At 69.6% G+C, this 12359-nt stretch carries 13 protein-coding genes and 1 pseudogene; 5 read left to right on the top strand and 9 right to left on the bottom strand.

Going from position 1 to position 12359, the window contains the following annotated elements; translation table 11 throughout:
* Positions 1-46: 46 nt before the first annotated feature.
* Positions 47-1222, bottom strand: a complete 1176-nt coding sequence (locus ABEA24_RS05995) for an acyl-CoA dehydrogenase family protein (protein WP_345429636.1) — start codon at positions 1220-1222, stop codon at positions 47-49.
* Between the two features lie 189 nt (positions 1223-1411).
* On the opposite strand from ABEA24_RS05995, the gene ABEA24_RS05990 reads away from it, so the two are divergent.
* A complete protein-coding gene (locus ABEA24_RS05990; RefSeq protein ID WP_345430623.1) occupies positions 1412-2452 on the top strand; it encodes an NAD(P)-dependent alcohol dehydrogenase in 1041 nt (346 codons plus the stop codon).
* Positions 2453-2567: 115 nt separating this feature from the next.
* Complete coding sequence (locus ABEA24_RS05985; protein WP_345429635.1) at positions 2568-3323, top strand: glucose 1-dehydrogenase; 756 nt, start codon at positions 2568-2570, stop codon at positions 3321-3323.
* A 61-nt stretch (positions 3324-3384) separates the two neighbouring features.
* On the opposite strand, the gene ABEA24_RS05980 is transcribed toward ABEA24_RS05985, so the two are convergent.
* A complete protein-coding gene (locus tag ABEA24_RS05980) occupies positions 3385-4623 on the bottom strand; it encodes an MFS transporter (RefSeq protein WP_345429634.1) in 1239 nt (412 codons plus the stop codon).
* A 241-nt stretch (positions 4624-4864) separates the two neighbouring features.
* Here ABEA24_RS05980 and ABEA24_RS53445 point away from each other — a divergent pair.
* Positions 4865-6171: pseudogene (locus ABEA24_RS53445) on the top strand (Tn3 family transposase); the annotation flags it as partial.
* Between the two features lie 316 nt (positions 6172-6487).
* Here the strand turns inward: ABEA24_RS53445 and ABEA24_RS05965 are convergent.
* The gene (locus tag ABEA24_RS05965; RefSeq protein ID WP_252840255.1) at positions 6488-7462 is read right to left on the bottom strand and encodes a GlxA family transcriptional regulator; all 975 of its coding nucleotides are present in this window, start codon (positions 7460-7462) and stop codon (positions 6488-6490) included.
* A gap of 124 nt (positions 7463-7586) precedes the next feature.
* Here ABEA24_RS05965 and ABEA24_RS05960 point away from each other — a divergent pair, with 124 nt between their 5' ends.
* Positions 7587-8516, top strand: coding sequence for an NAD-dependent epimerase/dehydratase family protein (locus tag ABEA24_RS05960; protein WP_345429632.1), 930 nt, complete (start codon positions 7587-7589; stop codon positions 8514-8516).
* 57 nt (positions 8517-8573) lie between these two features.
* Here the strand turns inward: ABEA24_RS05960 and ABEA24_RS05955 are convergent, their stop codons facing one another.
* The 4 genes from ABEA24_RS05955 to ABEA24_RS05940 form a co-directional block, all read right to left on the bottom strand.
* Positions 8574-9227 (bottom strand): Tn3 family transposase, encoded by a 654-nt coding sequence (locus tag ABEA24_RS05955; RefSeq protein WP_345430621.1) that lies wholly within the window; start codon positions 9225-9227, stop codon positions 8574-8576.
* Positions 9121-9807, bottom strand: coding sequence for a Tn3 family transposase (locus tag ABEA24_RS05950; protein WP_345429631.1), 687 nt, complete (start codon positions 9805-9807; stop codon positions 9121-9123). The genes ABEA24_RS05955 and ABEA24_RS05950 overlap by 107 nt, the downstream gene beginning before the upstream one ends.
* The gene (locus ABEA24_RS05945; protein ID WP_345429630.1) at positions 9750-9965 is read right to left on the bottom strand and encodes a hypothetical protein; all 216 of its coding nucleotides are present in this window, start codon (positions 9963-9965) and stop codon (positions 9750-9752) included. The genes ABEA24_RS05950 and ABEA24_RS05945 overlap by 58 nt, the downstream gene beginning before the upstream one ends.
* 78 nt (positions 9966-10043) lie before the next feature.
* Positions 10044-10529, bottom strand: coding sequence for a hypothetical protein (locus ABEA24_RS05940; RefSeq protein ID WP_345429629.1), 486 nt, complete (start codon positions 10527-10529; stop codon positions 10044-10046).
* A 280-nt stretch (positions 10530-10809) separates the two neighbouring features.
* Between ABEA24_RS05940 and ABEA24_RS05935 the strand changes: the two genes are divergently transcribed.
* Entirely contained in the window at positions 10810-11703 is an 894-nt protein-coding gene (locus ABEA24_RS05935) for a methyltransferase domain-containing protein (protein WP_345429628.1), read from the top strand.
* Here ABEA24_RS05935 and ABEA24_RS05930 read toward each other — a convergent pair.
* Both ABEA24_RS05930 and ABEA24_RS05925 read right to left on the bottom strand, forming a co-directional pair.
* On the bottom strand, positions 11700-12128 hold the full coding sequence (locus ABEA24_RS05930; protein ID WP_345429627.1) for a recombinase family protein: 429 nt from the start codon (positions 12126-12128) through the stop codon (positions 11700-11702). The genes ABEA24_RS05935 and ABEA24_RS05930 overlap by 4 nt on opposite strands.
* Positions 12129-12198: 70 nt before the next feature.
* On the bottom strand, positions 12199-12359 hold a 161-nt coding region (locus tag ABEA24_RS05925; RefSeq protein WP_345430620.1), incomplete at its 5' end, for an acyl-CoA dehydrogenase family protein.

Here is a 12359-nt window from a genome sequence, read left to right as displayed (position 1 = left end):
CGTGTTCGCTGCCGAGCAGGGCGATCGAACGCATCCTTCGTCACTGTTAAATCGAAGTTACTTCACTCGCTGTCCCGCACGCGGTCGGCTGTGGGGCGAGACCGACCAGTTCGGCGAGACGCGCACGGTTCTGGTCCTCCGTGCCGAACAGCACTTCGCCACTGCGCGCGCGACGCACGTACAGATGCGCCGGATGCTCCCAGGTGAAGCCGATGCCGCCGTGCAGTTGGACGTACTCGGCCGCCGCCCGGCGGAAGGTCTCGGAGCAGACCACGGCGGCGGCGCTCGCGGCCGCCGGAAGCTGGGGCGACGCGACGGCCACGCAGGCGGTCGCGTACGCGGACGCCGAACGCGCCGCCTCCATCGCCACGAGCCAATCGGCCATCCGATGCTTGATCGCCTGGAAGGAACCGACCGGGCGCCCGAACTGGTGACGCTGGGCGACGAACTCGACCGTGGCGTCCAGCGCGTGCCCGCTGCCGCCGATCTGCTCGGCCGCCAGCGCCGCCCGCCCGACGTCGAGGGTCGCCGTGACCGTCTCCTCGGCGTGATCCTCTGCGCCGACGGCGGTGGCCGGGGCCCCGCGGAACTCGACCAGCGCCTGGCGGCGCGTCTCGTCCAGAACACGGCGCGGAGTCCGGCGGCAGGTGTCGGAGGCCGGCTCGCAGGCGAAGATCCGGAGGCCGTCCGGGGTCCGGGACCGCACCAGGATCAGGTCCGCACCGGCGCCGTCGAGCACGAAGTCCGCCCGCCCGCGCAGCGTCCAGCCCGAACCGTCCCGCTCAGCCTCGACGACGGGCGCGTCGGCGTCGAACCCGGCCACGGTCGCGGTGAGCGTTCCGTCCGCGATCCGCGGCAGGTAGCGCTCGCACGCGTCCCGGTCGCCGCTGTACAGGAGGGCATGAGCGGCGAGGACGACCGTGGGCAGCAACGGCGCGCAGTAGAGCGCGCGCCCGGACTCCTCCAGGGCCACCGCCAGTTCGGCGAAGCCGAACCCGGCCCCGCCGTACTCCTCGGGAATGGCGAGCCCGTGCACCCCGATCTCGCCGGCGAGCCGGGCCCAGAGCGCCTCATCGTGGCCGCGCGGTGTGGCCAGATGCCTCCGGACGTCCTCGGGCTCGCTGGTCTCGGCGTAGAAGCCCCGCAGGATGGCGCGCAACTGCCGCTGTTCGTCGGTCTCGGACAGAAACTGGGGATCGATCTCGGGGTGGCGATGGTTCATGAGGGTCTCCGTCGTGCCGGGATGAGGAGAACAAGCGTGAGAACTGAACTCGGTTCACAAGCTTAAGCAGACGCAACCTGCCCGTACAACGACCAGATAGACTCACATCCGCGGCACATTCAGCAGACCTGAATCTATTTCACCTCTGTTATCGTGGCGGCCGCGGGTCGACAGGACTTGGGGGTGGCGATGAGAGCGCTGCGGCTGACAGCCTGGGGAGAGCCTCCGGCACTGACCGAGGTCGAGCGGCCCATGCCTCGTGGCGCCGAGGTGCTGGTCCAGGTGGAGGCCGCCGGGCTCTGCCGCTCCGACCTGCACGTCCTCGAGGCGCCTGCGGGCGCTCTCCCCTATCGGCCGCCGTTCACCCTCGGCCATGAGGTCGCCGGACGGGTCGCGTCACTCGGACCCGACGCCGACGGTGTGGCGGTCGGGGAACGCGTCGTGCTGTACGGCCCCTGGGGCTGCGGCGGCTGCGACCGTTGCACGACCGGCTGGGACAACTACTGCGACCGACGCGACACCCTCGCCTGGCACGGGCTCGGCCTGGGCCGCGACGGCGGAATGGCCGGCCATGTGCTCGTGCCGTCCGCCCGCCACCTGGTGCCGATCGGCGACCTGCCGGCCGACCAGGCCGCGCCGCTCTCCGATGCGGCCCTGACCTCCTACCACGCCGTGGCCGGCCTGCGGCACCTGCTCGGGGAGGGCACCACCGTCCTCGTCATCGGTGTCGGCGGCCTCGGCCACCTGGCCGTGCAGCTCCTCAGCGCGATCACTCCCAGCCGCATCCTGGCGGTCGACGTCCGCGAGGAGGCCCTGGCCCTCGCGCATCGCTCCGGCGCGCACGTCGTCACCCTGTCGCGGGCGGACACCGATCGCGTGCTGAGGGCGGAGAGCGGCGGTTCAGGGGTGGACGCCGTGCTCGACTTCGTCGGCGGCCCGGAGTCGATGGAGCTGGCGGTCGGCCTGCTGCGCGCCGGAGGCGAACTCGCGGTCGTCGGCAGCGGCGGCGGTCACCTGACCGTCCGAAAGCCGGGTCTCCTTCCGCCGGGCTTCAGGCTCTCGCTGCCGTACTGGGGAACCCGCCCCGAACTCGCCGAGGTCGTCGCGCTCGCGAGCTCGGGCGCGATCCGGGTCGAGACGGAGCGGTTCCCCCTGTCCGCCGCGCCGGAGGCACTCGACCGGCTCCGCGAGGGCCGGGTACGGGGACGGGTCGTGCTCGTACCCGACTGATCCGCCCGCGCGGGCGAGCGCCCGTCATGCGGGTCCCCGTCCGGACGTTCGCCACCGGGTTCGGTCCCGGCACGGCTTCACGGCTTGATCATCGCGTACAGGAGGGATTCTCGGGATGCGCTTCGACGGAAGAATCGCCATCGTCACCGGCGGGGCCCGCGGCATGGGCGCCTCACATGCGCGCGCGCTGGCCGCGGAGGGCGCTCGGGTCGTCATCTGCGATCTGCTGGACGACGAGGGAGAGGCACTGGCCCAGGAACTCCCCGCCGCCCGGTACCGCCACCTCGACGTCACGGACGAGCAGTCGTGGTCGTCCGTCGTCCGCGAGACGGAGGACGCCTTCGGCGCCGTGGACGTCCTGATAAACAACGCCGGGATCGTCCATTTCGGCGGTGTCGAGGCGCTGTCACCCGCGCACTTCCGCCAGATGATCGAGGTCAACCTGGTGGGCGCCTTCATCGGAATGCACACCGTCCTCCCCGGCATGCGCGGCCGCGGCCGCGGTTCCATCGTCAACATCTCCTCGGCGGCCGGTCTCACGGGGTTCGCCGGCGGCGTCGGGTATGTGGCGAGCAAGTGGGGGGTACGGGGCATGACCAAGGCCGCGGCGCTGGACATGGCGGGCACCGGGGTCCGCGTCAACTCCGTGCACCCGGGCGTGATCCGGACCCCGATGGGCGACAGCGCCTCGCCCGAGCTGTTCGCGCGTCAGCCGATACCGCGGATCGGCGAGCCCGAGGAGGTCACCCGCATGGTGCTCTTCCTCGCCAGTGACGACGCCTCCTATACCACGGGCGGTGAGTTCCTCATCGACGGCGGCCAGACCATCGGTCTCGGCGGCCACGCCCGTCCTTCGCCGGACGACGTCTGACCAGAACGCCGGTGACCGCCGGTCCCCAAGGGGGGCGGCGGTCAACGGATCGCCGACGGAGCTACACGTCTTCGCGGACGGTCATGAGGGCGACGATCCCGATCACGCAGACCAGCATGACGAAGAACGCCGGGGAGATCGGGTTCCCGGTCCGGTGGACCAGGTAGGTCGCGATGTAGGGGGCCGTTCCGCCCGCGAGGACGGTGCCGACGTTGTATCCGATCGCCATGCCGGTGTATCGGACCCGGCGCTCGAACAGGCGCGGCCACAGGCTGGCGGCCGGGACCTGGACGACCGCGCTGCTCAGCATGAACAGCAGATACGCCGCGGCGGCCAGGGCGAAGCTGTGCCGTCCCATCAGCGCCATCGCCGGATAGGCGGTCACCAGGAAGCCGAGCAGGCCGACCAGCAGGACGCGCCGGCAGCCGAACCGGGCGGTGAGCAGCCCCACCGGCACCATGAGCAGCACGGTGACGAGCACGACACCCGCGCTCAGCCAGAACACCTGGGTCGGGTCGTACTTCAGATCGGCGGTCAGGTGGATGCCGATGTACGTCAGTCCGAGGAAGACGGCCCCGCCCTGGCCCATGGCCAGGCACATGGACTGCAGGAGCGCCTTGCGGTGGGTGGACAGCGCCTCGCGGACCGGAGCCGTGGGGATGTCGTCGCGCCGGGCGGCCTCCGCGAATTCGGGGGTGTCCGTGATCCGCAGCCTGGCCCACAGACAGACCAGGGTGAGCGGGACTGCCATCAGGAAGGGCAGCCGCCAGCCCCAGTCGGCCATCTGGGACTTGGTGGTGAGTGCGGAGATCAGCCCTGCCGTGGCCGCCGCGAACATGAACCCGAGATTGGACCCGATGGGCGTGAACGCGCCGAGGAACGCACGGCGCCGGGGCGGTGCCGACTCATAGACGTAGGTGTACGCGCCGACCGACTCGCCGCCGGAGGAGATCCCCTGCACCATCCGGATGAGGAAGAGCAGCACGGCCGCCGTCACGCCGATCTGGTGATAGGTCGGCAACAGCCCGGTGATGCTGCTGGCGATTCCCATGGCCAGCACCGAGGCGACCAGCGCTCTCCGACGGCCCCACCGGTCGCCGAGCCGCCCGAAGAAGACGCCGCCGATCGGCCGCACCACAAGCCCGGTCGCGAACACGGCGAGCGCCGCGAGCGTCGAGGCGGTCGGGTCGCTGCTCGGAAAGAACTGCGGAGCGATCGCCACCGCGAGGTAGCCGTAGACACTGAAGTCGTAGTACTCGATCAGGGTGCCGATGCTTCCGGCGAGAATCGCGCGACGCACTGAACGCGGATCGAGGAGCGTTGGCCCGGGCCCTGGGACGGCCGAACTCTGAGTGGCACTCATGATCCGACTCTCCTTCCTTCGGCGTGGTCTCCTACCTGCCGACGTGAAGGAGAGCGTATAGAACTGAACTCAATCCAGCTAGCCTCTGATCGGACGAGCTTGAAGCGGCCACCGGAAAGCCGTCGACCGTCGACACCTTGCCCACCAATCGCCGTAGCTAGCAGCCGATACGGCCGGAATGCGGCCGCGAGAGGCCTCATTCGCCAGGCGGCGAGTTCGCCGCTCGACGGAGCCTCACAACCGAATCAATTTCATTTCAGAGCGGGTGCCCGGCGTCTTCCGGCTCCGCCGGGCGGAGGGAACACGCCCCGCGCCGAGCGGCCGTCCGAGCATGCCAAGGCGGCGTCCTGCTCCCGAACGTGACCCCAGCCCCAAAACTGGGCAGGTGGACGTCGATTCCGACAAGCTGGTGGCGTCCTGGCGGGCACGTGCGATGGCCTCGCACCCTTCGGATTTCGCGGCCAATCCCGAGCCGGTGCGCCTGGCGTTGCTCGCGGCGCTGGCGTGGTGCCGGACGGCGGAGATCACCGACGCTCTGGTGGATCTGCTGATCGGCCTGGTGAGCAAGGTCAACACTAGGGCGGAGCGGAAGGTCGAGCAGGCGATGTACGCCGAGGCCAAGAAGGTGCACGGCAAGCCCGCGAAGCGCACCACCCGGCACCTGTTCGTCAACCGCGACAACCTGCGCGCCGCGATCGCGGCGCTGGTCAACTCCACGCTGAAGCTGCGAAACCCGGCCTGGTGGGGCACCGGTACCGCGTGCGCCTCGGACGCCAAGAAGTTCGGCTCCTGGTCCTCGAACCTGATGACCGAGTACCACGTCCGCTACGGCGGGCACGGCGTGATGATCGACTGGCACGTCGAACGCAAGTCGGTGTGCGTGTACTCGCAGCTCAAGTCGTGTTCGGTATCGGAGGTGTCGGTGATGATCGAGGGCGTGCTGCGGCACTGCACGGAGCGGCGATCGACCGGCAGTACACCGACACGCACGGCCAGAACCTGGTCGGGTTCGCGTTCTCGCACCTGCTGGGGTTCAAGCTGCTGCCCCGCATGAAGAACGTCGCCCACCAGAAGCTGGTGCGGGTCGATGCCGGCGAGGCGGTGCCCGAACCCCTCACCGCGATGGTGTCGGACAGGGCGATCGACTGGGAGCTGATCGCCCAGCAGTACGACCAGATGGCCAAGTACGCCACCGCGCTGCGGCTGGGCACCGCCGAGGCCGAACAGGTGCTGCGGCGCTTCACCCGTGGCGGCCCCAAGCACCCCACCTACCGGGCAATCGAGGAGGTCGGCCGAGCGGTCAAGAGCGTCTTCGTCGCCGAGTACATGGCGTCCGAGGAGCTGCGCCGGGAGATCCATGAGGGCCTGCAGGTCGTGGAGAACTGGAACTCCGCCAACGCCGACCTGTTCTACGGCAAGGCCGGCACCATCGGCGGCACCGACCGCGAGAACCAGGAAGTCTCCATGCTCGCCCTCCACCTGCTGCAATCGGCGCTGGTGCTCGTCAACACCATCCTCATCCAGTCCATCCTCAACGACCCGGCCGCGGGCCCGCGCGGAGGCGAGACCGTCGTTGGTGTTTGCGACGATCAACTCGCGCTGGAGCTCGGCGAGCACGGACAGCATTCCGAACATCGCCCGACCCTCCATCGTGGAGCTGTCGATGCCCTGCTCGATGACGTGCAGCCCGTATCGACCGGACCGTTCACCGACGTTGATTTCCGACGCGAGTTGCCGACGCTGCCCACCTGCGGGTTCGTGATCACGGGCCGAGTGTCGGCAGACGAGGGTTTGCCGACACTCATGCCGTGGTGGTGCCGCTACCTGCTGAGCTTGGGTGCTGGGTGAACGCGGCGCGGTAGGCGCTGGGGGTGAGTCCGGTCCGTCTCGAGAGGTGTTGGCGCAGTGAGTCGGTGGTGGCGAGGCCGCTGAGCCGGGCGACCTGGTCCATCGGCAGGTCGGTGGTTTCGAGTAGTTCCTGCGCGCGGAGCACTCGCTGGTGGAGAAGCCATTGGAGCGGGGTGAGGCCGGTCTCCGCGTGGAATCTGCGGGTCAGGGTGCGGACGCTGGTGCGGGCGTGGGCGGCGAGGTCGGCGCGGGTGAGCGGTTCGTGCAGGCGGTCCAGTGCCCAGGTGCGGGTCTCGGTGAGTGAGGTTCCGGTCTCGGGTGGTAGGGGCGTGTTGATGAACTGGGCCTGCCCGCCGGGTCGTACGGGTGCCGCTACGACCAGGCGGGCGACGGCGTTGGCCGTCGCGGCGCCGTAGTCGGTGCGTACCAGGTGCAGGCACAGGTCGATGCCGGCGGAGAGTCCGGCGGAGGTCAGGACGTTGCCGTCCTCGACGTACAGCACGTCCGGGCGCAGCTTGACGGCGGGGAAGCGGGTGGAAAACTCCTCGGACTTGGCCCAGTAGGTGGTGGCGCTGCGTCCGTCGAGCAGGCCGGCTTGGGCGAGGACGAAGGCGCCCGTACAGATTGAGGCGACACGTCTGCCTGCGGCTGACGCGCGGCGCAGGACTGAAAGGACGCGCGGGTCGACGTCTTCGCGGGCGCCGGTTCCGGTGACGATGACGGTGTCGGCGTCGTCGATGGCCTCCAGCCCGTGGGTGACGGTGATTTCCAGGCTGCTACTGGTGGCGACCGGCCCGGGACGGGCCGTGCAGACGCGTACCTGGTAGCCGGCGTGTCCGTCGATGGTCGTCTCCCCGAGTACCAGCTCGGGGATGGACAGGTCGAACGTGGTGGCAGGGGGGACGGCGATGACCGCGACCCGATGCATGGCCCGAACCTCCGGATGTTTGGCATTCGGGCCACTACCTTACCGACCATCTGGGGTGAAAGGTAGAGCCGTCGCCGCGGCAGTCGGGGCGACAGTCCCCTCTTTCCGATCAGGGAGTGCACGCGTGTCCTTGTACGTCATCGTTGGATCCGGAGCCACTGGATCGGCTACCGCGCGTCAACTGGCCGACGCCGGCGAGCAGGTTCGGCTCATCAGCCTCCAAGGCACCGGGCCGGCGCACGAACGGATCGAACTCGTAGCTGCCGACGCGACCGACACCGCCCGGCTCATCGAGCTGACCACCGGAGCAGTGACCTTGTTCAACTGCGCCATGCCGCCGTACGACCGCTGGCCGTCCGAATTCCCGCCCCTGGCCGCCGCTTTGCTCACCACGGCAGAGCGCAGCGGCGCGGACTACGTCATGCTCAGCAACACCTACGGCTACGGTCCCGTCGACGGACCCATCACCGAAGACCTTCCCCTGGCACCCACCAGCGTCAAGGGCCGGGTACGAGCCCAGCTGTGGCACGACGCGCGCGCCGCTCATGAGGCCGGCCGGGTGCGGGTGACCGAAGTCCGGGCCTACGACTACCTCGGAGCGGGCGCGCTCTCGCCGTTCACCATCATGGTGGGGGCGCAGGTGTTGAGTGGCGAGCCCGTCTTCTATCCCGGCGATCTCGACGCGCCGCACAGTTGGACCTACACCGAAGACGCGGCCCGCACGCTGATCGCCGCAGCGCGCCACGCGGACTCCTGGGGCCGGGCCTGGCACGTGCCCTCCACCTCGGAGGCCCCGGTTCGTGAACTGGCCGAGCGCCTGGCTTCAGCCGCCTCCGCGCCCACCCCGAAGCTGGGCTACATGACGGTGGCCGAACTCGAGGAGATCGGGCGGACCAACTCGGTCATGGCGGAATTCCCGGAGATGCTGTACTTGTACGACCGGCCCAACATCCTCGACGCATCATTCACCGTGTCGGTCCTGAACATCGCCCCCACACCGATTGATGTGGTCCTCAGCGAAATGGCCACGGCGCACGGCCAGCCCCAAGCCTGACGAACCGCCGGTAGGCCGCGCCCGGGGTGCTGTGAAATACCTGGGGATCACTCGGGGTCATGCGGAGGTGGACACGAACGAGTCCGCGTCGTCCGCCGCTGGGCCTGTGCCCGGCGCACCCGTGCTGAACCCCAGGTCCAGCCGCTTGTCCATGTCGAGGCGGAAGGTGCCGTACGGGTTGATGTTCGACCAGAACAGCGCAGTCAGCCCGCGACGATCTTCATCTGAGAGCTTCTTCACCCAGGCCAGCACAGCGAGGACTCGCTGCAACAGCAGGGTATTGACGTGCACGAGCGCGGACTGGAGCAGGTGCAAGGCGAGCATCGAGGTCTCGGCGTGCTCCTTGTCCGGGTCCGTGAGGGCGCCGTCCTTGCCGTAGTGCAGCACGGTATTCGCCGAGTTCCAGCTCTCCACGACCTGGAGGCCGCCGTGGATCTCCCGGCGCAGTTCGGGGCTGGCGAGGTAGTCGCACGCAAAGATGGTGCGCACAGCGCGGCCGAGTTCTTCGAGCGCGGCATAGGTGGGGTGCTTGGGGCCGCCGCGGGTGAAGCGGCGCAGAACCTGTTCGGCCTCGGCGGTGCCCAGGCGCAGTGCGGTGGCGTACTTAACCATCTGGTCGTACTGCTGGGCGATCAGATCCCAGCGGATCGCGCGGGTCAGCGAGCCGCCGAGCGCGAGCCAGCCCCGGGCCTCGTCGTCCGGGCGGTACAGGCGGATACTGCCGAAACGCGGTGCCGGCGCCCCACCAGGCGGTGTCACGGGCGGCGAAGGTGGCGTTTACTAGCCTGCGCACGGCGGCCCGCAGGTTGTCGACGGTGATGAAGTGCCGGCGCACGTGCCGCAGCGCCGCTTCGGTCTCACCGTGCTCGCCGGTCGCCACGATGGCACGGATGCCCATGTTCGTACCGAGAGCGAACAACGCGAGCAGGAGGCGGCGCTGGAGGACAGCCCGGTCGATGCGCTCGTATGCGGCCACGGAGACGAACTCGTCGGTGAAGCCGGTGAGGAAGTCGGCGTTCTTCAGCACGTCCAGCAGGTCGAGCAGGTCGAGCACGCCCCAGCGGCGTACGACCTCGTCCTTGAGCGCCGCCAGGCCGGTGGGCTCATCCAGCTTGTCCAGCTTCGGAACGCTGATCCACGACTCGCCGTGGCGGCTGGTCACCCGCACCCCGCCCGCCGAGCCATCCGCCGATGCGGCCGTGATGCGGTCCAGGCCGGTGGTCATCCGCTGCTTCAGGTCGGCGATGAACGCCTCGGTATCCAGGGGCTGGCGGATTGCCGCGTAGTGCACAGTGCGGGTGGCTCGAAGTCGCCGGGCAGGTCGTCCTCCGGATTGCGCCACCGGGCTACGCCCTCGATGTAGATCTCCCGGCGCCGGATCGCGTCCCGCAGCGCCACCAGCACGCACAGCTCGTACAGGATCCGCTCGACCTTGCCCTTGTCGTCCACGACGGCCTCGCGCCAGTCTTTCCGTACGACGCCGTCATCGGCGCCGTGTCGGCCGGGTCGTAGAAACGGGTCTTGCCGTCAACCTCCGCGTATTTCTCCAGCAGCGCGAGCGTGTCCATCACCGGTCTGTAGGCGGTGTTGTTCCGCGAACAAGCCCTCGGGCAGCCCAAGTTTCCGCACGTCGTTCAGCTTGTTGATCTCGGTCAGCAAGGAGTCCAGGCCGACCGCGCCCGGGTCGCGCTTCAGCGAGGCCAGCAGCGCGGCACCGTCCTCGTTACCCTCCGCCACCAGCGCCAGCAGCCGGGACACTCCGACCTCGCCCAGGCGCTCGATTGTCCGCGCGCAGAACGCCATCTCCCACCGATTGCGAGCCCCGACCAGCACCTTCTCGACCCGGGTCCGGCCCGGAGGCTCGATAGTCCTCGCCCGGCACTCGACCAGCAGGGCCTCCCGCTGCCGGTCCTCCACCAGCTCGACCGGGCACACCTCCGCGGCCAGCCACACGGTCAGCTCGCCCTGCGAGTGGCGCGCGCCCCGGATCCCGAACTGGAGAAGAGGTACCACCCGTCATGAACGGGGACGTGCATCTGCTGGATCCGCTGGCGCCGACTTTACGTCGTGATCGAAGGCGTCCGGTACGAGGTCGAACCGGCCGTAGCCGACAGTCCGGTCAGCGCGCTGTCTCGCGCCTGGTGTGCTGGCTGTGGGGGCCGAATACATGTACCCCTTCCGGCGCGTCACGGTGCAGAACCGTGCTGTAGGACGTGCGGGGTTCGCTGGCGGTGTGAGATGTCCCTCTCCCGTCGTCGTGGCGCTGGTGGTCTGGGGAGGTGATCATGTAGTGATGACCTCCTCGCCGCGCCCGCCGCACGTCGGTGGCCGACCGGATCCGATAGGCGGGACTACCGCGCTCGGTGGAGAGTCCGCTCCCGCCCGCGGGTATCTGCTGGACAACGCGCGCGCCGAGGCGGGCGAGCGATTCGTTTGGCTGGCCGAGCTGTTCGACGGTGTGACGCGGGGGCACTTCGATCGACTGGGGGTCAGGGTTGGCTCGCGCTGCTGGGAGGTCGGGGCCGGTGGCCGCAGTATCCCGGAGGCGCTCGCGGCGGCCGTCGGTCCGACCGGGCACGTGCTGGCCACGGACATCGACCCGTCGTGGCTGAAGGCAGGCGGCGGGTACGAGGTGCGCCGGCACGACGTCGCCGCTGATCCGCCCCCGGAGCCGGGGACGTTCGATCTGGTGCACGCCCGGCTCGTGCTGGTCCATGTACCCGACCGGGCTCGGGCGTTGGCCACGATGGCGGCGGCGCTGCGGCCCGGCGGCTGGCTGCTGGTCGAGGACGCCGATACCGCTCTGCAGCCACTGGCATGCCTGGACGACAGCGGCCCAGCGCAGCGGCGGGCCAACCGGCTGCGCGACGCGGTCCGGGAGCTGCTGACGCGCCGCGGCGCGGACCTGCGCTACGGCCGGACACTGCCGCGGGCATTGCGTGAGGCAGGCTTGGTAGATGTCGCCGCGGCAGGCTCTTTCCCGGTCGGCGGGCTGGCCTGCGACCGGCTGGAGGCGGCGACCATCCGGCACGTGCGCGGCGAGCTGCTCGCGGCCGGCCTGGCCGACGACGCCGAGATCGACGCGCACTTGGCCGCCATCCACGCGGGCGAACTCGACCTGACACTCGCGCCGCTGATCTCGGCCTGGGGACGCCGTCCAGCCGAGCACCCGCCGGCACTCGGTTAGGTGCGGATCCAGGCGTTGTCCGACCTGCCCACAGCGCTGTTCGTCGAGGAGATTTTCGGGCCGCAGGAGTAGCCCCTGTCGTCGTCGCCCACGGGTCGGCGGCCGCCGACCCGGCCGCGGCGGCGGGCCGCTTCCAGGCCGTCTTTGGTCTTGCGGACGATGTCGCGGCGGCGGTCCTCGGCCAGGGCGAGGGCCAGATCGAGAATCAGGGAACGTTCGGTATGCTCGCCGGCCGCGATGCCGTCCAGCACCTTGACGGCGACACCGCGCTGGAACAGGTCGTTGAGGACGATCAGGCCCTCGATGAGGTTGCGGCCGAGGCGGTCGACCTCCTGGACGGTCAGCATGTCACCGTCGCGGATGTGGGACAGCGCTTCCAGCAGCGCAGGCCGGTCGTCGGTGTTCAGCTTGCCGCAGGACGCCAAGGCCCCGGGGCGGCCGAATGTGCCCCGGGGCGGGTCCGCGCATTGGGCGAGCGGATGCTCGCGCCGACGGTTACTTGAGGAGTTGGCGGGCCATGACGACGCGCTGGATCTGGTTGGTGCCCTCGTAGATCTGGGTGATCTTCGCGTCGCGCATCATGCGCTCGACCGGGTAGTCCTTGACGTAGCCGTAGCCGCCGAGCAGCTGCACCGCATCCGTGGTGATCTCCATCG

It is taken from the genome of Actinoallomurus vinaceus, from assembly GCF_039542055.1.
Classification (GTDB): Bacteria; Actinomycetota; Actinomycetes; order Streptosporangiales; family Streptosporangiaceae; genus Actinoallomurus; species Actinoallomurus vinaceus.
Note: the sequence above shows the minus strand (reverse complement) of the source record. Positions and strands in the feature narration are given on the sequence as shown.